This window comes from Snodgrassella alvi, assembly GCF_002777745.1.
Classification (GTDB): Bacteria; Pseudomonadota; Gammaproteobacteria; order Burkholderiales; family Neisseriaceae; genus Snodgrassella; species Snodgrassella alvi_D.
Genome location: NZ_MEIO01000001.1, coordinates 25,529 through 46,979 on the forward strand (window position 1 = coordinate 25,529; position 21,451 = coordinate 46,979).

General features: G+C 40.1%; 13 protein-coding genes. 2 read left to right on the plus strand and 11 right to left on the minus strand.

Annotation, left to right across the window (positions count from 1 at the left end; translation table 11 throughout):
- Window positions 1-69 precede the first annotated feature (69 nt).
- The 4 genes from uvrA to BHC51_RS00150 all read right to left on the minus strand — a co-directional run bounded on the left by uvrA (window position 70) and on the right by BHC51_RS00150 (window position 7,446).
- Window positions 70-2,898, minus strand: coding sequence for an excinuclease ABC subunit UvrA (gene uvrA, locus BHC51_RS00135; RefSeq protein WP_100099056.1), 2,829 nt, complete (start codon window positions 2,896-2,898; stop codon window positions 70-72).
- Between the two features lie 119 nt (window positions 2,899-3,017).
- A complete protein-coding gene (locus BHC51_RS00140) occupies window positions 3,018-4,346 on the minus strand; it encodes an MFS transporter (RefSeq protein WP_257381434.1) in 1,329 nt (442 codons plus the stop codon).
- A gap of 29 nt (window positions 4,347-4,375) precedes the next feature.
- A complete protein-coding gene (locus BHC51_RS00145) occupies window positions 4,376-4,702 on the minus strand; it encodes an HLGFF motif protein (RefSeq protein ID WP_100099055.1) in 327 nt (108 codons plus the stop codon).
- 806 nt (window positions 4,703-5,508) lie between these two features.
- On the minus strand, window positions 5,509-7,446 hold the full coding sequence (locus BHC51_RS00150; protein ID WP_100153048.1) for a lytic transglycosylase: 1,938 nt from the start codon (window positions 7,444-7,446) through the stop codon (window positions 5,509-5,511).
- Between the two features lie 159 nt (window positions 7,447-7,605).
- Here BHC51_RS00150 and BHC51_RS00155 point away from each other — a divergent pair, with 159 nt between their 5' ends.
- Window positions 7,606-8,319, plus strand: a complete 714-nt coding sequence (locus BHC51_RS00155; protein WP_100136264.1) for a class I SAM-dependent methyltransferase — start codon at window positions 7,606-7,608, stop codon at window positions 8,317-8,319.
- 66 nt (window positions 8,320-8,385) lie between these two features.
- Here the strand turns inward: BHC51_RS00155 and BHC51_RS00160 are convergent, their stop codons facing one another.
- From BHC51_RS00160 to ppsR, 4 genes are all read right to left on the minus strand, one after another.
- Entirely contained in the window at window positions 8,386-9,774 is a 1,389-nt protein-coding gene (locus tag BHC51_RS00160) for an aspartate aminotransferase family protein (protein ID WP_100153076.1), read from the minus strand.
- 87 nt (window positions 9,775-9,861) lie between these two features.
- On the minus strand, window positions 9,862-11,196 hold the full coding sequence (locus BHC51_RS00165; RefSeq protein WP_100123040.1) for a glutamine synthetase family protein: 1,335 nt from the start codon (window positions 11,194-11,196) through the stop codon (window positions 9,862-9,864).
- Between the two features lie 8 nt (window positions 11,197-11,204).
- Complete coding sequence (locus BHC51_RS00170) at window positions 11,205-11,978, minus strand: gamma-glutamyl-gamma-aminobutyrate hydrolase family protein (protein WP_100136263.1); 774 nt, start codon at window positions 11,976-11,978, stop codon at window positions 11,205-11,207.
- 268 nt (window positions 11,979-12,246) lie between these two features.
- The gene (gene ppsR, locus BHC51_RS00175; RefSeq protein ID WP_100153049.1) at window positions 12,247-13,068 is read right to left on the minus strand and encodes a posphoenolpyruvate synthetase regulatory kinase/phosphorylase PpsR; all 822 of its coding nucleotides are present in this window, start codon (window positions 13,066-13,068) and stop codon (window positions 12,247-12,249) included.
- Window positions 13,069-13,489: 421 nt separating this feature from the next.
- Here ppsR and ppsA point away from each other — a divergent pair, with 421 nt between their 5' ends.
- Entirely contained in the window at window positions 13,490-15,877 is a 2,388-nt protein-coding gene (gene ppsA, locus BHC51_RS00180; RefSeq protein ID WP_100123037.1) for a phosphoenolpyruvate synthase, read from the plus strand.
- Window positions 15,878-16,301: 424 nt separating this feature from the next.
- On the opposite strand, the gene BHC51_RS00185 is transcribed toward ppsA, so the two are convergent.
- The 3 genes from BHC51_RS00185 to BHC51_RS00195 form a co-directional block, all read right to left on the minus strand.
- On the minus strand, window positions 16,302-17,435 hold the full coding sequence (locus tag BHC51_RS00185; RefSeq protein WP_100153050.1) for a hypothetical protein: 1,134 nt from the start codon (window positions 17,433-17,435) through the stop codon (window positions 16,302-16,304).
- 1,347 nt (window positions 17,436-18,782) lie between these two features.
- Window positions 18,783-19,031: a hypothetical protein gene (locus BHC51_RS00190; protein ID WP_100099047.1), complete on the minus strand. Its 249-nt coding sequence runs from the start codon at window positions 19,029-19,031 to the stop codon at window positions 18,783-18,785.
- 322 nt (window positions 19,032-19,353) lie between these two features.
- Entirely contained in the window at window positions 19,354-20,319 is a 966-nt protein-coding gene (locus tag BHC51_RS00195) for an esterase/lipase family protein (protein ID WP_218966344.1), read from the minus strand.
- Window positions 20,320-21,451: the final 1,132 nt, after the last annotated feature.

Sequence of the window (21,451 nt, forward strand, 5' to 3'; positions counted from 1 at the left end):
ACAAAATGCATGTTGTATGTGTTTTTTACATATGGGTATACCTTGTAATTAGTCAGTCAGAATACAAGGTTATTTGCGCAGCATTGGCTTAAGATACTTACCAGTATAGCTTTTTCGATTGGCTGCAACTTCTTCTGGGGTGCCTTCTGCAATAATGGTACCGCCACCATCACCACCTTCCGGACCAAGGTCAACGATATAGTCAGCTGTTTTGATTACATCCAGATTATGTTCGATGATAACGATGCTGTTGCCTTTGCCTTTCAGACGCTGGATTACATCCAGTAACAAGGCAATATCAGCAAAGTGCAAGCCTGTGGTAGGTTCGTCCAATATGTACAGGGTGCGGCCAGTATCGCGTTTGGATAATTCCAGTGCCAGCTTGACACGCTGAGCCTCGCCACCCGACAAGGTGGTAGCGGACTGCCCCAGACGCACATAGCCTAGCCCAACGTCCAATAATGTTTGCAATTTGCGTTTTACTGTTGGTACTGCATCAAAGAAGGAGCAGGCTTCTTCAACTGTCATTTCTAGAATTTCACTGATGTTTTTACCTTTGTATTGGATTTCTAGTGTTTCGCGGTTATAACGCTTGCCGTGACAAACTTCGCAAGGAACATAGATATCGGGCAGGAAATGCATTTCGACTTTAATTACGCCATCACCCTGACAGGCCTCACAGCGTCCGCCCTTCACGTTAAAGGAAAACCGCCCAACACTGTAACCACGCTCTCGCGATAGTGGCACGCCGGCAAACAGTTCGCGGATTGGGGTGAATAGTCCTGTATAGGTGGCTGGGTTGGAACGTGGGGTACGACCTATAGGCGATTGATCGACATTTATTACCTTGTCCAGCTGTTCCAGTCCCTGAATATTGTCATATGGTGCAGGTTCTTCACTGGCACGGTTCAGCTCACGTGCTGTAATTTTCGCCAGTGTATCATTGATCAGAGTAGATTTACCGCTGCCAGATACGCCGGTAATACAGGTAATCAATCCAAGCGGTAATGTCAAAGTAACGTTTTTGAGATTATTGCCTCTAGCTCCGCTTAATATCAATAAGCGTTTTTTATCTACAGGACTACGCTGTGCCGGTATACTGATGGCTTTTTTACCACTGAGATATTGGCCGGTGATCGATTCTTGGCAGGCGGAAATCTGCTTTGGTGGCGCCGCTATGATTACATGTCCACCGTGTTCACCGGCACCGGGTCCCATATCGACAACAAAGTCAGCAGCTCGGATGGCATCTTCATCATGCTCAACCACGATTACGCTGTTCCCTAAATCGCGCAGGTGCTTCAGGGTATCAAGTAGACGGTCGTTGTCGCGCTGGTGCAGGCCGATGGAAGGTTCATCCAACACGTACATTACTCCGGTCAGGCCGGAACCAATCTGGCTGGCCAGACGGATACGTTGCGCTTCACCGCCAGACAATGTTTCTGCGCTGCGTGCCAAGCTGAGATAATTGAGGCCAACATTAATCAGGAAACCAAGACGTTCATTGATTTCTTTGAGAATTTTTTCGGCAATCTGTTTTTTGTTACCTTCCAGATTCAGGTTTTGGAAGAAGTCCAATGTAATTGTGAGTGGCCAGGCGTTTACATCTTGTAATGACTTGCCGCCTACATAAACGTAACGTGCTTCAGTACGCAGACGGGCTCCCCCACATGCCGGGCAGGCTTGATGGCTTTGGTATTGAGCCAACTCTTCACGTACTGTGGCAGAATCGGTTTCCCTATAACGCCGTTCCAGATTGGGTAAAATGCCTTCAAATGGATGACTGCGGGTAAATTTAGTGCCGCGTTCTGACAAATAGGTAAATTCAATCTGTTCCTTGCCAGAACCATACAGAACTATGTTTTGGATTTTTTCTTTAAGCTGATTAAATGGTGTATCAACGTCAAAATTAAAATGATTGGCCAGTGATTGAATCATCTGAAAATAAAAAGTATTACGTTTATCCCAACCTTTGATTGCTCCTGCGGCCAGAGACAGATCCGGATGCATAACCACGCGCTCTGGGTCGAAATAATCCATGCTGCCCAATCCATCACAATTGGGGCAGGCTCCGACAGGGTTGTTGAAACTGAACAGTCGCGGTTCTAGTTCCTGTAGACTGTATGAGCATACCGGGCAGGCGAAACGGGCAGAAAACCAGTGTTCTTTTTCACTGTCTATTTCTATAGCCAGTGCACGTTCATTACCAAGACGCAGTGCAGTTTCAAAACTTTCAGCCAGACGTTGCTTAATATCGCTGCGTACTTTTACCCGGTCGATGACTACATCGATATCATGCTTGATGTTTTTCTGTAGCTTAGGTACTTCTTCAACCGCATACACTTCTCCATCAATCCGTACGCGGGCAAAACCCTGCACTTGTAAATCGGCAAAGTAGTCTATGAATTCACCTTTACGGCCGCGTACCGCTGGTGCCAGAATCATTACCCTCGTATCCTCTGGTAGCGCCAGAACATGGTCTACCATTTGTGAAACGGTTTGACTGGAAAGGGGTAAATTGTGTTCGGGGCAATATGGTGTACCTACCCGTGCATATAGTAAGCGCAGGTAATCATGAATTTCAGTTACTGTGCCTACAGTGGAACGGGGATTGTGGCTGGTGGCTTTTTGTTCAATGGAAATAGCCGGGGACAGGCCTTCAATTAAATCCACATCCGGCTTTTCCATCATTTGCAGAAACTGGCGAGCATAAGCCGAAAGGCTTTCAACATAACGCCGTTGGCCTTCTGCATATAAGGTGTCAAAAGCCAGAGAAGATTTACCACTGCCTGACAAGCCGGTAATGACTACCAGCTGATGGCGAGGTATGTCCAGATCTATGTTTTTAAGATTATGTGTACGTGCACCGCGAATATGAATTGTGTCGTTATCTGACATAATGCCTTGCCCGAGCTAATGAAATGGGATAATGGCTTTAATCAAATTGCTGTTTTTTTAAAACCATTCGATATTATACCCATTTCAAAACTTTAATTTAAAGCTGTCAGGTAAAGGTTTTAATGTTTGCGTAAAATAAACCTCTTAAAATCAATGCGTAATTCTTGACTGCGCCATAAATAAAATAAAATCGGTATATTTCCCAAAGCGACAATCAGATAGAGGGCATTAATACTGTTAAACATCCAGATAAGTACTGCGCTCAATATCGCCGCACAGACCATAAACAGACCATTAATAATGTTATTGGCGGCAATTGCATGAGCACGGAATTCATTGCTGCTGGTCGTCTGCAACCATGTATATAGTGGCAGAGAGAAGAAACCGCCACAAAAGCCGATACCAATAATGCATAGCATTATTACCAGACTGTAAGGGCGGTTCAGAAATGTACCGATGCCCTCAATGGGCAGATTATGCAGTGACTGTGTAAACCATACCAGCAGCAAGCCAAAAATACTCATACCAAGTGTGCCAAATATAACTAAACCCAGATGTAACTGGTGACGGCTCAGGCGCGCACAGGCAATTGATCCACTGCCAATACCTAATGAAAACAAGGTTAGCATCAGATTAAAAACTGCATCATTGCCACCCAGATTCAGACGAGTAAAGGTGGGAAGCTGAGTAATGTATACCGAACCAATCAGCCAGAACCAAGAAATACCGACTATGGCTAACCAGATGTCTTTTTGTTGATAGGTTTGTTTGAGTAGTTGTCTGGTACTGCGCAGAATGTTTGCATCAACATACTGTTGTGGAATCTGTGCCGGTACGCGTGGCATAAACATGCTAATCAGTTGCCCCAATATAGACACAAGTAACAGAATACCAAACAGCCATATGGTATCTGTGCCTGCCAGAATGGTACCGAAAATCTGCCCAAGCAGTATCGATAAAAAGGTGCCACTTTCAATCAGGCTGTTACCATTCAATAATTCATATTGTGGCAGATACTCAGGCAAAATAGCATATTTCAAAGGGCCAAATAGGGTGGAGTGTGTCCCCATCAGAAACAGGCATAGCATTAATATCGTTACTGAGTGCAGCCAGAAGCCAAAGCCAGCTACCAGCATAATGCAGATTTCTGCGGTTTTGATCCAGCGTGCCAGTATGGCTTTATCCAGTTTGTTAGATAATTCTCCGGACAAGGCAGAAAACAGAAAATAGGGCAGGATATACAGTAAGGCTCCGGCATTCAGCATTTGGCTGGCTGGTAACCAAGAATTAGCACCTAAACCATAAAAGCTAATGAGCACGAATAATGCGGTTTTAAAAAGATTATCGTTAAATGCACCAAAAAACTGAGTACCAAATAGTGGCAGAAACCGTCTGGTACGAGCAAAAGCAAACTGGTTGCCAGATGGCAGCATATCAGGAGTAGACATAAATGACTTTGCAAAAGGGTACTGGTTGGTTACAGGGTACCTGTGAGGTCGTTAAGCAGAAAATGCTGACCACACAGATTAAGATGCTGTTGCTGTAAACGACCGATAATATTGTTTTCAGCATTACATAATTGCACATAATCGGATTGTCTGTACCAGCTTAGGCTGCCATATTGAGATAACTGCTTCAATATTTGCCATTGTACCGGGCAGGCCTGCTGGTCTGTTTCATCCGCTTGTGCCTTGATTGCATAATAACCGGTAGCGCCATTGGTATAAGTGGAATCCTCTTCGTCCATCAATACCAGAAAACCAAGATGATGATTGTCTAGGCTATTAATACTAAAGTAAAACATAATTAAGAATTTCTTTGAGGTCTGAAAAGGATTTAATGAGATTCTTTATCCTGCTGTTAGGATTCTAGCAGTTTATAAAAAAATGTGTATGCTAATATGCATCGTTTTGTGCACAGAATATTCATTAGTATTAATTGTGCAGAGTTTGTAGCAGCAATGGATAAATATATTTTATCTTTTAGTTTTGTGCCTATGTGATGTTGCTAATTTGTTGTTACTAAATGGTTTATGTTTTGATTGAGCTGGTGTTTTTAGTACAGTTGTAAGGTTTGATGCTGGCTGTTGTTATAATGCTAATTTCAATCAGGCGCTATTTTAGACATCATTAGGTAGTTCCTACAGTGAAAGCAGTAACAATTGCTGATATAAGCTTTTTATTATTGTGCTTGTAGGTTTTATTTTTTCGTCAAAAACTGCTGGTGTCTTTGCTTGGTATTCTGGCTTTTACTGGTCGTAGGTAAACTGGAAACTATGAGTGGCAATATTATCTGCTCGCAAAAAATATTGTGCGAAAGGCGTTAAAATATAGCTAGATGGTCAACTGGTAGACTGTTTAGCATTGTTACTTGTGCTGGCTGAGTGTCGGGATATGTATTATTAAATTCAGAATATAGGTGCAATAATTTATCTGGGTATCAGCTATATCTTGTAGCATCTAGTACTGGAGTAAATGAGTGGAATTTATTTCAGCTAGTGTGAGTGTTCTTTCGGCAATATAAGATCTATTGCGGATCTATTACTTGTAAAAAAGGTTAGTGTATTGAGCACTAACCTTTTTTGTACTAATGCTTTGAGAAAGTATTATATTACATATTAGTGAGTTTGATTTTCTGTCCAGGGCGCAATACTTGTTTGCCATGCACCTTTTTCAGTTTACTCACGGGAATATTCAGACGCTGAGCTATGCTGCTAAGTGTATCGCCTTTTTTAACTGTATACGACACTGGAACAATATTGGCTTTAGAGTTGCTTCTCTTATGTGCAGAAGCCAGCACACGTTTGCCGTTACCATTGGTGTTGATTTTCAGTACTTGTCCTACTTGCAGGTTGTGACCGCGCAGATTATTTGCAGTTACCAGATCGGCAACATTTATGTTATAGCGCTGGGCAATGGAAAATAAAGTATCACCTTTATTCACTTTATGTGAGCTATTACTGCGACGGTCTGCAACATTAATTATATTTCGTGCAGTACGTTCAGGACGGTTTTCTGCTTTACGAGAAACTTGTGCTTCTTCACGTTCAGCCAGTGCCAGTGTTTTTTGCACTGAAGCGGCAGCAAGAGCTTGTAGTTGTGCATTTTGCGCCATTTGCATCAGTGCATCGTTATTTTCTGCTACTACAGATACAGGTGAATTAACCGTTGCTGGTGTGTTTGTAGCAACCACAGTTTGTACTGTTGTATTTGCTGGTAATGGCTGTTCGGTATTAAGTGTAGTAGTAATAACTGCCGTTGTACGGGCAATAGTTGGTGCTTCCAGATTGTTGTTGGCTACATTTTCTGACTGGGCTACAGTTACAGTAGGATGAGTTATAAATGTACCCGGAGGCAGCACAGGCTGTGCCATGGCTATATTCAGCAATGGATCGGTATCGCTGTTGCTGAAAGAATCTAGGATTTGGGTATTCAAGCTGTTTTTACTAATCAGCAGACTACGTCCGGCTGGTACGGTATTGCTGCTTAAATTATTCAGCCGTTTTATTTCTGCACTGCTCATGCCAGTCTGGGCAGCTAATTCTGTTACACTTGTAGGTGTAAAAGCTTTAAATATATTCCAAGACAGTAGGTTGTTTTTATCTGCGTTGCGGTAATTATGTTCAAATGTATTCACTGCGGTAATCGGCAGCAACATTTTGCGATTTTGTTTCGGAATAAATACTGGACTCTTGAAGCTTGGATTAAGTGTTAAAAATTCTGAGGTAGATATATTAGCCAAACGGGCAGCCGCATCAATGTCAATCGGCTGGTCAATACTGATGGCTTCAAAATAGGGGCGATTTGGTACAGACGCCAGATTGATGCCAAATGCTTTTGGGTTTTCAATAATATTGCGCACTGCCAGCAGTTTTGGCACATAATTGCGGGTTTCGTTGGGCATGCGCAGATTTTCATAAGTTGGCTCAATACCGGCCAGTTGGGCGCGTTTAATGGCCTTACCCACATTGCCCTCACCCCAGTTGTAGGCAGCCATCGCCAGTGACCAGTCACCAAACAGACTATACAGATATTGCAGATAGGTTAAAGCAGCGTCAGTAGCGGCATATACGTCATGACGCCCATCATAAAGATTGGTTTGTTCCAGTCCATACTGGCGTCCACTCTTAGGCATGAATTGCCATAATCCTGATGCACCCACGCGAGACTGTGCCTTGCTGACAAAAGCACTTTCAATAAACGGCAATAAAGCTACTTCAGCCGGCATCTGGCGTTTTTCTGCCTCATTCACAATGTGATATAAATATGGCTGGCTGCGCCGTATGGTTCGATTGAAATAATCGCCATGGCTTGAATAATATTGCTCGTGTTTGCGAACGATTTCAGGATTGACTTCGGTCATACGAAAATCCTTACGCATACGCACCCAGATATCATGAGTAGAATACGCTTTTCCCTTCAGGGTGGCTGTATTCAGGTTCATGATTGATAATCCGATGCCATTACTGGTGTAAGATTGGGCAAATGAGATAGAGGGTGCAAGTACTAGGCTGGTGAGCGCGAGTACCATATGCTTCAATTGAGCCATTCGTATAACCGTAAAATTTATGCAAAATCCTATTAATATTAAAGAGGAAATTCTTAACGGTCAAGGATAAATCCCTATTTTTACAGTAATGATGTAAATGCAATAGAATCTTTTAAATGATTATGATAGTAATTTAATATATACACAATGGTGCTGTGAATGAGTTATCTGCGATTGGAAAACTGGTTGGCAGAGCATGCTTTTGGTTTGTATCTAAGCCAGCTTGAACATCAGTTTATACGACATAAATTATCAGCGTTGCGTTTTGGTACTATTATGCAATGTGGATTTTCACAATGGCAGTTCCAGAATGTATTTGCTGCTGAGTCGCAATACCTTGTACAAAGCGAACAGGCGGATGAAAATGTAGTCGTTGTTGCTGATAGCATGGCTTTGCCCTGGGCACCACAGAGTATAGATACAGTTATCTGGCCGCACGGTCTGGATAGAATATCCAGTCATGATACTGCTATGGCAGAAATGGCTCGTGTATTGGTGCCAGGAGGGCATATTATACTAACTGGGCTGAATGTCCACGGGTATTGGCGCCTGTTTTATCAGTGCAGCATACACAGCCAACCAGCTTTAACTCTTTTCTCTGCAAGTACTGTGGTGAACCGGATGCAGAGCTATGGTCTGTATCTGGAAGAAGGTCAGTTTATGGGTTATGGCATTCCTGCTTGTTTCGGGAAAAATTATAAGACTATTGAGTACGTGGGTAATCGCTGGTGGCCACATCTGGCCGCGGTTTATGGTCTGGTACTGGTTAAGCGAACTGTTCCGCTCACTTTAACGCCACAGAAGGCAAATCTGGTGCTAAATCCGATATCCAATATGGCTTTTAAAGGCTTGGAGTGTGACCAGGGTGATTAGAGCCTTGGTATAACAGAATTAAAAAGACCTGAGTTAACTCAGGTCTGTTGCTTGACTAGACCGATTTCAAGAAGTCTGATCAGTAGGGTTGTTCAACTTTTTATCCATAAGCTCTTCAAATTCACGCATACAGTTGGCAGCAATGGCCAGCATAGTATCGATTTCCTTTTTTGAGATAATCAGTGGAGGAGCCGCTACTATGTGGTCGCCACAGGCGCGGAAAATCAGATTATTTTTAAAAAAGATATCCCGGCAAATCAAACCTGTGCTGCCAAAATCCTTAAAAAATTCCCGGGTTTCGCGATTTTTTACCAGAGTGAAACCACACATTAGTCCTTCAGCACGGATGTCTGCAACGTATTTAAACTGACTGAATGTTTCATGCCAGCGTTTACGCAAATATGGTCCAATTTTGGTGCGTACCTTTTCAGTAATGTTCTTATTATCGATGATGTTGAGGTTTTCACATGCGACTGCTGCTGCAACCGGATGGCCGCTGTAAGTAAAGCCATGATTGAATTCTCCTCCCGCCAGCAAGCCTTCGGCAACTCTGTCATTTACCAGCACAGCACCAATGGGTAAATATCCAGAAGACAACCCCTTAGCTGTAGTCAAAATATCAGGGGTAAATCCGAGTGTTTCGAAACCAAACCATTTTCCGGTACGGCCGTAGCCGCAAATTACCTCATCAGATACCAGCAAAATGTTATATTTTTTGCAGATAGCTTCAATTCGTGGCCAGTAGTTTGCTGGTGGAATAATTACGCCTCCAGCCCCCTGAATTGGTTCTCCGACAAAAGCGGCAATCTTATCAGCACCCAGCGACAGGATTTTTTCTTCAAGCCAGTTAGCGGCTCGGATGCCGAATTCTTCTTCACTTTCATTGTCGTTGGCTAAACCGTAATACCAAGGCTGTTCGATATGGACGATATTGGCAATAGGTAAATCACCTTGTTCATGCATGCTTTTCATGCCGCCTAAGCTGGCACCGCCAATGGTTGAACCGTGGTAGCCATTCCAGCGACCGATAATGATTTTTTTGGTTGGCTGTCCTACTGATGTCCAGTAGTGACGCACCATGCGTATCATTGTATCAATTGATTCTGAACCAGAATTGGTATAGAACACATGATTAAATCCGGCCGGAGTTATTTCCACTAATTTTTCGGATAATTTAATCACAGCCGGATGGGTGGTTTTGAAAAAAGTGTTATAAAACGGCAAAACTTCCATTTGTTTCTCAGCAATTTTAGCCAGTTTCTTTTGTCCGTAACCAATGTTTACACACCATAATCCGGCCATGCCATCGATGATTTCATTACCGTCACTGTCATAGACATAAATGCCTTTGGCTTTAACCATCATACGTACGCCATGTTTTTTAAGCTGTCCATTATCTGAAAATGGATGCAGATGATGTTTTACAGCATGTTTGGTATCGGTTTTTTTAGTCATGTAAAATACTCCTTTGTTATAAATGGTACAGGTTTTAGCTGAGCTGACTGTAAACAGCCGGCCGACAAAGCCGGCCATGGGCGTGTTTCAGACATGCAACAGCAGATATTTACGTTCCCAAGGGCTGATAACCCGAAAATATTCAGATACTTCTTGTTCCTTTACTGCAATATACATCTCAACAAAGCGCTGACCCAATAAATCGTGAATTGGTTCACACTGGCGTAGGCGTTCTATAGATTCTTCCAGCGTAGTAGGAAATTGATAGGGCAGGGAATATGCGTTACTAACCATGGGCGCGCGTGGCTGTAACCGTTCCTTAATCCCCAGATAGCCACAGCCCAACGAGCAGGCTATCGCCAAATAGGGATTAACATCTACTCCGGCCAGCCGGTTTTCAATACGCCGGCCTTTAGCGCTGGATCGAGGAACGCGCAAGCCGACCGTACGATTGTCATTACCCCATTCTACATTGGTTGGTGCCGCAGTAAAACGAGTCAGACGACGAAACGAATTTACGTACGGAGCAAAAAATGGCATGGTCAGAGGCAGATATTTTTGCAGACCGCCAATAAAATGAAAAAATAGATTGGAAGGGGTGCCATCGGCATTACTGAAAGCATTATTACCACTTTTTACTTCATTCAGGCTCTGGTGAATGTGCATAGCACTGCCTGGTTCGCCTTCCATAGGCTTGGCCATAAAAGTGGCATACATTTTGTGATGAAATGCTGACTCCCGTACGGTACGTTTAAACAGAAATACCTGATCAGCTAAATCCAGAGCATTGCCGTGCAGAAAATTAATTTCCATCTGGGCTGCACCAATTTCATGGATCAGGGTGTCTACTTCAAGATTTTGTTCATGACAATAATCGTATATTTCCTCAAATAATGGGTCAAATTCATTGACTGCATCCACGGCATAGGAGCGGCGTCCAAATTCACTGCGCCCTGTGCGTCCTATCGGTGGCTGTAGAGGTACATCAGGATCCGGGTTAGGCGAAATAAGATAAAACTCCATTTCAGGAGCAACAATCGGCTCCAACCCCATATTTTCATACAGTTTTAATATGCGTTTGAGAACATTACGCGGAGCGGTCTCTACCGGTAGGCCATCTGGAGAGAAACAGTCGAATATCAGCGATGCTGTTGGCTCCTGTGCCCAGGGAACAAAACGCAGCGTGGTAGGGTCAGCCTTTAATTCCATATCCGCATCAGTTTCATCCAGCAGATTGGATTGCGGATATTCGCCGGTAACCGTTTGCAGTAACACGGCTTCGGGTAAACGCATATCTGGTTCAGATATGAATTTGTCTTTTGGAATAATTTTGCCGCGAGCTACACCTGTAATGTCTGGCAAAATACATTCTACTTCAGTAATACCATGTTCTTTGAGCCAGTTAAATATGCCATCATACATAAGTCACCTTAAAATGATTCCTTTTGTTGCTTATGCAATTTATATTGCATACATGCTTCATGAAAAGCTTTAAAAATAGCGATAGAAAGCGGTTTTTGCCCATATAGCCATTCAGGATGCCACTGCACTGCATAGCCAAATAACGGTGCAGCATCAATTCTGAATGCTTCAATCAGGCCATCTGGTGCAGTTGCTTCTATGCTAAGCCCTGGTGCTAACGATTTAACTCCTTGCTGATGTAAAGAATTCACTACATGCTGTTGCTGGCCTGTGGCCAGCCACAGCATCAATAAACTGTCTGCGTGCAGATTAACTGCATGTGCATCATCATACTGTACTTCAATTGGCTGATTATCTGGTTCCCGGTGATCAAGAAAGCCGGGTATTTCCTGTAAATGCGGATGAAGTGTGCCGCCAAGTGCAACATTGATTTCTTGTAAACCACGACAAACACCCAGAAGCGGTATACCTTTATCAATAAGGTCTACGATAAGCGGTAAAGTAGTATGATCGCGAGCTGCATCCTGCAATGTTCCCTCACGTGCAGCAGCTCCGCCATACCATTTTGGATCGATATTGGAGTATGAACCGGGTAGAAAAACACCATCTACTAGCGTTAGCAAGCGTTGTAGTACACTCTGATCAGCCAGTGCAGGTAACAAAATTACATCACCAACACTATCCTGTACTGCTTGAATGTATTTCTCACCAACAGCGTGAAAATTCCACTTACCTATTTGCTTCACATCACATGGAATACCAATAACTGGACGCAATTGCATAAATCAGTCTCAAAGTTTTAATAGTTAAGAGAAATTCTGAATTCTGAATTGCATAATCCCATGCCGTAAAAAAAATGGCAAGATTTCTTAAGTTAAAGTATTAAAGAGATAAATTTTTTGTTGGCGGACGCTGAAAGATAATGCTAAAGTCATGCCATGAAAAGCATTTTTCTTCTCAGTCTAGATTAGATACTAACACTAATAGCGCTGAAAACAATAAAAAAGCCCTGAAAATTTTCAAGGCGAAAATGTACGAATCTGAACAACTTCAAAACCGGCGCTGTAACTTTGCAGCAAGAATAATACTTGCCGCCAATTCTTCAATGGATTTATGCGTAGTATTGATGTAGGGAATATTGAAACGACGAAACATATCCTCGGCCGTTAAAATCTCACGACGGCAATTATCACGGCTGGCATAGCGTGAATCAGGACGGCGCTCCGAACGAATATGATGAAGACGGTCTGCGTCAATAGTTAATCCATATAGTTTGTGCCGGAATGGCTGTAGCATTCTGGGCAATTCACTGCTTTCTAAATCTTCGGGAATAAGGGGATAATTGGCAGCACGGATACCATATTGTAGAGCCATATACAGGCAGGTAGGGGTTTTACCACTGCGGGATACGCCCATTAAAATCACATCAGCTTTTTTCAGTTCTCGGTCTGTAATCCCATCATCATGGTTAAGAGAAAAATTAATTGCCTCCATGCGTTTATCGTAACGTTCAGTATCATGCATGCCATGTGTGCGGCCGATTGAGTGATTAGCTTCTGTGGCCAGTTCATCTTCCAGTTCACCAATAAAAGCATCATAAAAACTCATATGCAAACCGGCACTTGTTTTAATCAGTTTGCGGACATTTTCATCAACAATGCTCGAAAAAACCAGTGGACGTGCTTCACAATGGTTTGCAGCATTATTGATTAAAGCAACAATTTCTCGTGCTTTTATTTCCGTGTCTATAAAAGGGTAGGTAGCCCGTTTGAATTCGATACTGTCAAACTGATTCAGTAAAGCCAGCCCCATACTTTCAGTTGTAATTCCGGTACGGTCGGAAACGAAAAAAACTTGGCGTACTGGGTTCATAATTAATCACACAATCCTAAGTTAAAGAAATTGCAACAGTTGAACGGATTATCTATTGTAAATGAAGTTTTGCCTTAATTCATATTTTAGGTGTTGGCTTTTTTTCAATAACTGATTTTGGAAAAATAAATCACATTGAACTTGCGATATTTTGGCATAAAAATGCAGATTCCAATCTAGTTTGGTCATATGTTTGGATTTTAATTGTTAACAAATCAATAAAATTGGTATATTTGACTAAAAAATCGAAATTTTAGTTAAAAAACTTATGCTATCAATGATTTGTGAGGTAATAGAACCTGACCAAAGCTAAATTGTATTTACAAAAAGCAGATAAATAGCCAAAAATACATGACATTTTATACCTGACTAGTTAGAATAAGCCGTCTTCAACTTTTCCACTCCACACTGGATAACCATCATGGCCGGTAATAACGTAATCTGGTTTGAAAATTTGCGCATGACTGATGTTGAAAGCGTCGGCGGCAAAAATGCTTCTCTAGGCGAGATGATCTCTCAGCTCACTGAAAAAGGTGTGCGTGTTCCCGGTGGTTTTGCTACCACTGCTGAAGCATATCGCAAATTTCTTGCCTACGAAGGTTTGAGTGAACGTATTAATAATGAACTCAAGGCACTTGATGTCGATAATGTTGCCGAACTGGCAAGAGTAGGTAAACAAATCCGTCAATGGATCATGGATACCCCATTTCCGCCTGAACTGGAATCAGATTTACAGGCTGCATGGGAAAAAATGGTAGCTGATGCCGGTACAGACCAGATTTGCGTAGCTGTACGCTCTTCTGCTACTGCAGAAGATTTACCTGATGCTTCTTTTGCTGGTCAGCAAGAAACATTTTTGAATATCAGCGGTTATGATAATGTCAAGGAGGCCATGCATCATGTATTTGCCTCCCTGTACAATGATCGTGCTATTTCTTATCGTGTTCACAAGAATTTTGCTCATGATGTAGTAGCCCTGTCTGCCGGCGTACAGCGTATGGTACGTTCTGATAAAGGCGCATCCGGTGTAATGTTCACCATGGATACAGAATCCGGATTTGATCAGGTAGTATTCATTACTTCATCTTACGGCCTAGGCGAAACAGTGGTACAGGGTGCAGTAAACCCTGATGAATTTTATGTACATAAGCCAACCCTGCGTGCGGGTCGTCCAGCTATTTTACGTAAAACCATGGGTTCAAAACTGATTAAAATGGTTTTCACTGATGCAGCACAGGCTGGAAAATCTGTTCAGACGGTTGATGTAGATCCTGTTGAACAAAAAAAATTCTCCATTAGCGCTGAAGAAATCACTGAACTAGCCCAATATGCACTTCTGATTGAAGAACATTATGGTCGCCCGATGGATATTGAATGGGGGCGTGATGGTATTGATGGCAAGCTGTATATTTTGCAGGCACGTCCTGAAACAGTAAAATCACAGGAAAATAGCAGCCGTGTGTTGCGCCGCTATCAGATAAATGATAAATCAGCCATTCTGATTGAAGGCCGCGCCATTGGTCAGAAAGTTGGTCAGGGCAAAGTGAGACTGGTTAAAACCGTTGATGAAATGGATAAAGTTTTACCAGGTGATGTACTAGTTACTGACATGACAGACCCAGATTGGGAACCTGTGATGAAACGTGCTTCTGCCATTATTACCAATCGTGGTGGCCGTACTTGCCATGCTGCCATTATTGCCCGTGAATTAGGTATTCCGGCTGTAGTGGGATGTGGAAATGCAACTTCTGCCTTACAGGATGGTCAGGAAGTAACAGTCTCTTGTGCCGAAGGCGATACAGGCTATGTTTATGAAGGTTTATTAAAGGTTGAAGTTAATGAAATACCTTTAGATAATATGCCTGAATCACCAGCCAAAATCATGATGAATGTAGGGAATCCAGAGCTGGCTTTCAGCTTCTCCAGTTTGCCTAATTATGGTATTGGTCTGGCACGTATGGAATTTATCATCAATCGTCAGATTGGTATCCACCCTCGTGCCTTGCTGGAATTTGATCAGCAGGATGAGCAGATACAAGCTACTATCACAGAACGTGTTGCAGGCTATACCTCTCCGGTAGATTTCTACGTTGATAAAATTGCTGAAGGTGTTGCTACACTGGCTGCTTCAGTTTATCCCAAAAAAGTGATTGTGCGTATGTCTGACTTTAAGTCAAATGAATATGCCAATTTGCTTGGTGGTAACAAATATGAACCACATGAAGAAAATCCGATGTTGGGTTTCCGTGGTGCTGCACGCTATGTTTCTGATGATTTCAAAGACTGTTTTGCACTTGAATGTAAAGCGTTGAAATATGTACGCGATGAAATGGGTTTGACCAACGTTGAAATCATGATTCCATTTGTACGTACTTTAAAAGAAGCAGAAAACGTGATACGCGCTCTGAAAGACAATGGTTTGGAACGTGGTAAAAATGGCTTGCGCCTTATTATGATGTGCGAATTACCAACGAACGCAGTATTAGCTGAACAGTTCCTTAAGTACTTTGATGGCTTCTCTATTGGTTCAAACGATATGACTCAATTAACTCTGGGTGTAGATCGTGATAGCGGTGGCCCGATTGCAAGCACTTTCGATGAACGCGATCCGGCAGTTAAAGTGATGTTCAGTCTGGCAATCCAGGCATGTCGCAAATTAAACAAATACATCGGTATTTGCGGGCAGGGTCCTTCTGATCATGCTGATTTTGCCAAATGGTTGATTGAAGAAGGGATTGAAACCATTTCCCTGAATCCTGATACCGTGATTGAAACTTGGTTGTATTTGGCAAAAGAATTGAAAAAATAAATTTTTCAATTAATTATATTAAAGGCCGCTATCCAAATAGCGGCCTTTATTTATTGCTAAACAAAAATATAAACTCTAGCACATCATGGTATATAGTCCAATTTAAAATTGCTGTAGTACCTAACTACCGAATAGGATAACTTAAATCTCATGCTCGGTCTTTCTGTGTTTTTTATAGTAAATATCTAGCGTCAAAACGTTTCCTTTTTAAACTTTGATTTGGTAACAATGCCGTTATAGTGGTTGAGTATGAAGTAACGCTTTGTGAATATGGACGAGATACAGATGATTATTCTGTGATTATGTTTTTAGAAATCGCAAGTTTCAAAGCAAGAATGTAAAAAGTATATGTCCTCTTTGTTTAATCAAAAGCAATGTATCTAATACATTGCTTTTGATTAAGGTTTATACAATCGACCAAAAATTAATTTGATTTTTGTTTGAGATTGCCTTTTTTATGATTGACAAATGTAGGATCTGGATAATCATTACCTCTATAAAATGTACGGCTAAAATTACCTTTAGAGACTGTGATATTGCCATTGGCCGAGAGCACTAGATCCTGTTTTACATTTCCCATACTTTTCCAGTTATCAGAATTGACCAGACTCCATTCAAGTGGGATAGTCAATTTCATAGCACCTCCATCTCCGATATTGGCAACGGGACTATCCTCTCCTCCACCCACAGTATCAAAAGTATTAGCAATATTGACTTTATTATTTTTAACATTAAATTTGCTTGCTTCACCGAAGCCAGAACATTGGTTATTTGTAGGAGGTCCTATATGACATATAACACCTTTAATAATATCCTTAAAATAGCCTGTATTAACAGAAGCGCAGTTCACTTCCCGCACCAAAACCTCACTAAAGTTAACTGAGGTAGGAAGTAGTTGAATTTTTAAGCCCACGATTCCCAGATAAGTATCTTTTGGGTGATAAAGCATCGAACCTTTTTTATTTGGGAAATTATAATCCTGATAATCGCCCAGAGAATATCGCAGGCTTTTAGGTTCTGCAATACTAAATTTAACATTTTTGGTAATGGTCTTGCCTTTGCGTTTATAAGAGGCGGTAATAGTACAAATGCCGCCTTTATCTCCGGCCTTGATACATAATTCTTTAGCCTTACGCTTGATGATGCTGACAAGTTTATTATCAATATGCCATTTCACACCAACATTAGATTCGATGGTGACTACTTCACCCACTCCAATATTTTTGCGCGAGCGCGGGGCAGGAAGAATATTTTTGGTTTCTGAGGTTAGCTCAATTTCACCGTCCTCAGAACCCACCATTTCATAATTATAATCGTAACCGGCTATGATGGAATCCGGATCGTCATCGCTAAAAACTTTGCCTCTGGCAGTAACACATCTATCAGTTCTTTCTGATAATGTTATAAATTCTCCTTTATGAAGGGCACAATGTTCCATAGGTGGTAGCCCTTTTAATGTAGAGAGTGGCAATTGGCGACAACCTAAAGAAGACAGGGCAAAAAGGCTGACAACTTTATCGTTATTTCGATGCAGTTTTTCTTTATTTGAATTATCCATGAATATAACTCCTTTATTAGATATAGTTTTATTAGATATAGTTTTACTATGTAGTGCTGCTTAATTTGCAGCGTCAGTACTTTGGCAGCTAATATCTTAAAAAAAGCCCATGTGGTTGAATACAGGCGCAAGTATTTACCAGTGGATTATTGTTATCTCGGCCACTTTAGATAATGCATGCTTAGTACTATATTTAAATTATCATTATTGTTTTTATTTGTCAATATTGGTAATTTAAAATTTAATATATGCATTAAATTATATTAAAAGAAATATTTTGTTAATATTTTATATGGATTAGATTGTTTTTTGTACTGCAATGGTAAACATATCCAAGCCCAGTGTGAATTGTGAAGTGATGCAACGGCAACATTAAGAGGCAAAGTAGCATTTTACGGGGACTTTATGCTGAACCAATTGCAGATTTTTCAATATTGAAAATTAAATTATATGGTGCGATGATTTTTCCCAATTATGCAGTTACAAGAATATTCTTGAACTCAGCAGATGCAATACACCTAGCCGCAAAATCCTTTATATCTGGTGTATGCTGTTATGCTTTAAACTATGTATTTTGGTATCAAACATTTGTTTGTACTTTGTTTCTCTATCTCTGATTATTACAGATGTTTTCACTTGCATTTGTATTTTGAAAATCATCATCCGTAATAGCGGTAAATTTAATTAGTATATTATGAATCTGACAAATCTCAGGACGTTGACATTGCTTATAAAATCTAAGGCAATAAATTTTTATGCTTATAACAAGAAAAACATGTTATTTATAGCTATAGAGCAGGATTTTAACCACAATTTAAATATAGTTTAAACTTTGTTCTAATGATATAAAAAGTTCGCGCATTATATGTGTAAGATAGTTTAAGAGTTAAATTTGAACTTTTCAGTATTTCACTCTTAAGAATGTCCGTGTTTTCTGTATTGTAGTCCGTTCTTTTCTTTTTTAGAAAGATGTACAAGATATCATTTCCTCTAATGATGCCCAAGACCGATAGTTAACAACTAGCGGCCTTTATTTATAACTTGCTGAATGTATAAATTTTTCGCACAATAAGTCTATTCGAACGGCTGAAATGCCGGTTGTTATTAGTGAATCAATTCCAATTAATGCTGGAAATTTCTAATGCAAATTATCTAAATTTTTGCAATACATGCAATACAAATTTGATATTCACCCAGTATATTTATGAGATAGTAGCATTTCAGGGAAATCCTGCTGTAATTACTGAGCTGAGTGGTTGTTGGACGGCGAAAACTTTTACACCTTTTTGCTGATTCTTTATGTATCGCCCCAGCAATATCACTGGCGCATTGTTTTGTACTTTTTTGTTACTCCTCTGGCGTGCTCGGTAATTCAGAAATTAAACCTTTCTGATACTTCAATAAGGCAGCTCGATACTTCCGCCAAGCAAACAGCCCCTTTTGTGCTTCCATCGTTTCTTCTTCGATACCTGCAAAATCAATCATATCCTGATACGCTGCAAGTTTGTCAGTAGCAACGGATAACAATGTATTAATTTTCGCCTTTCGTTCATTATCTATTTGCTGCTGTTTCTGTGCCTCTACTTCTGGTGACATAACCCATTTGTTTTCTTTTTCTGACTGTATCCCCTAAAATCAACAGCAACATTAAAAAAATTAACTCTATTTATAAAATCATTCAATATTGCAATAAAAAGAAAAAACTATTATCGACTGCTAACTGTTGTTAATGTATTTACAGAAGTATGTTAATAATAAAAATAAACAACTCAGTATTTCCAACAGTGTGCTTGTTAATATTTAGTTATTTAAATTCAGCTTAATTCCCACACAGCACTAACAAATAAACGCCAAATATAAATAAAAAAAGCTGAACCCTATAAAATCACAGGATCCAGCTTTTGCTCATAAATATAATTTATAGGCCTTTAGATTTCAAGCGTGCAGCATGTTCCAAATAAAGTTTTACCGGATCTGGTTTAATCGGATGCACACCAGCAATTTGATTGATTGCATCGAGATGATCCATCTGGTAGTTAGAACAGATAACTTTACCCAAGTGAGTGCTATAACGGCCGACCAGACCATCATTTTGTTTACGCTCTTTTTTGAAGAAGGTACCTAATGCAGCCAAAATAGTATGAGATGGATCTGCCAGATTTAAACCTTCATTCAGTGGTTTTGATTTAATGATACCACTCCAAGAATAGTAGTAAACACCATTAGTTTCTAGCTCTTTACCCTCGCCACCCCATTGTTCGGGCAGACCTTGCGGATATTTTTTATTAAACGCATTAGTACCTTTAGTCGACAAGCTTTTTAGTGCGCTTCTAAAATCTTGTGGTAAACATGGCTTAGTACTAAATAGACCAATAAACTTCATAAATGTTTCAACAATGACATCAGCAGTAGGGCCAACCAATTTGCCAGAAAGAATTTCCAACATTAAATCTGCAATTTCAGAACCGAAATTTACACCATTTACAGAAGTTACTGAGCCGACTATTTCAGGATGGATCGCAGCAACATAACGGCAAGTAGGCGCACCTTGGCTATGACCAATCAGATTTACTTTTTGAGCACGAGTTTTTTTCAGTATTTTTTTAACTTCAGCCAGCAACTGTTCACCACGTATTTCAGTTGAATTAGTAGCTGAAACTGCAACAGTATAAACTTCAGTACCTTGTTTTTTTAAAGATTCAGCAATATTAAAGAAATATGGGTATCCCATAATTCGGTCGAAACCAAATAACCCATGTACAAGTACGATTGGATATTTTGTTTTAACGAGTTTTTCGCTAGGTTCCATAGGTGCCAGACCTTTTAAGGTAGTGATAACTTTATCGTTGTTTCGGTGTTTTTTATGGTTATTTGAATTATCCATTAATGTAATTCCTTTCTATTTTTCCAGTAGATGAAGTTTTATTATGTAGTGCTGCTCAATAGCAGATTAGTACATCGGCAATCAATATCTTCAAAAAAACCTACAGTTTGGCATGACCGGTGATGCGGCTATCCATCAGTGGGTAGTTTCGTATTTGTTATTTTAGAAAGTGTATGCCAAGTACGGTAATTATTTCATAACAATTGCTATTTTTCGTCAATTTTTTTTACAAAAGATAACAAGTTCTAAATTATATATTATGTTTAACTATATTTTGTTAAGTATAGATACATTGTAATCAGTTTAACTACTCCAAGGGAAGATATCTCCTAAGCTAGTACCTGATTGTGGTCTGATTATATAGCAATAATTAAGGAGTGAAATGGTATTTTAATAATTGCTTAACGTTGAACCAATTACAGATTTTTCTTCAATATTGTAAAGTAAATCATGTTATGTGATGATTCTGCTTAATTCTGCATTTCACTGTCTGGCGCTTGTTATTTGAATTTTGTCTTTCGTGGACAATTATAGCTATTTCCATTAGCTTTGATATTTAGAAAAATTATCATTTGCAATAGTGGGAAATGTAATTTCCCGTAGCCTTTCAGAGTATTGGTACTGTTGTTAAAATTTAAAGCAAAAAACTATTTACGTCCCAAATATACAAATATCTCATTACCTAAAGTATAAAACAGACTTTTAACCATAATTCAAATAGTGCTTAAATCTTATTTATGATTTGCTCAAAAGGTTTAAACAATTGTACAGTTTAGTTTATATGCAAAGAGTTTCAAGTCTGAATTTGAAATTTTTGACATTTTCCCCTTATTAAATACCCGTATTTTCTGTATTTCAGTCTTTTCTTTGTATCGTGTAGAAAAGTGTAAAAGCTATCGCAGAGCTGTTTTAAGATTAGTGGTGGATTTTTAATTAATCACATAAAAATAAAAAAGCAGTAGGTTTTGATGGCTCAAGAATAAGTTAAAGTATATTTATTTTTTAATTAGATAGGATTTCTCAGTAAAACCTGAAATAAAGCATACGCCTCTAAATAATTGATGTAATAAAAGCTGTAGAAAATAAAATAAAAATCCCAGACAGTATTAAATGGTTTTGCAGATTACATTAA

Bases quoted from the DNA above. Each gene is read 5' to 3' on its own strand.
- BHC51_RS00165 (WP_100123040.1), bottom strand. From the start codon at position 11,196: ATGTATGATGGCATATTTAACTGGCTCAAAGAACATGGTATTACTGAA.
- BHC51_RS00145 (WP_100099055.1), bottom strand. From the start codon at position 4,702: ATGTTTTACTTTAGTATTAATAGCCTAGACAATCATCATCTTGGTTTT.
- BHC51_RS00155 (WP_100136264.1), top strand. From the start codon at position 7,606: ATGAGTTATCTGCGATTGGAAAACTGGTTGGCAGAGCATGCTTTTGGT.
- uvrA (WP_100099056.1), bottom strand. From the start codon at position 2,898: ATGTCAGATAACGACACAATTCATATTCGCGGTGCACGTACACATAAT.
- BHC51_RS00185 (WP_100153050.1), bottom strand. From the start codon at position 17,435: ATGGATAATTCAAATAAAGAAAAACTGCATCGAAATAACGATAAAGTT.
- BHC51_RS00195 (WP_218966344.1), bottom strand. From the start codon at position 20,319: ATGGATAATTCAAATAACCATAAAAAACACCGAAACAACGATAAAGTT.
- BHC51_RS00190 (WP_100099047.1), bottom strand. From the start codon at position 19,031: ATGTCACCAGAAGTAGAGGCACAGAAACAGCAGCAAATAGATAATGAA.
- BHC51_RS00140 (WP_257381434.1), bottom strand. From the start codon at position 4,346: ATGTCTACTCCTGATATGCTGCCATCTGGCAACCAGTTTGCTTTTGCT.
- ppsR (WP_100153049.1), bottom strand. From the start codon at position 13,068: ATGAACCCAGTACGCCAAGTTTTTTTCGTTTCCGACCGTACCGGAATT.
- BHC51_RS00150 (WP_100153048.1), bottom strand. From the start codon at position 7,446: ATGGCTCAATTGAAGCATATGGTACTCGCGCTCACCAGCCTAGTACTT.
- BHC51_RS00160 (WP_100153076.1), bottom strand. From the start codon at position 9,774: ATGACTAAAAAAACCGATACCAAACATGCTGTAAAACATCATCTGCAT.
- BHC51_RS00170 (WP_100136263.1), bottom strand. From the start codon at position 11,978: ATGCAATTGCGTCCAGTTATTGGTATTCCATGTGATGTGAAGCAAATA.
- ppsA (WP_100123037.1), top strand. From the start codon at position 13,490: ATGGCCGGTAATAACGTAATCTGGTTTGAAAATTTGCGCATGACTGAT.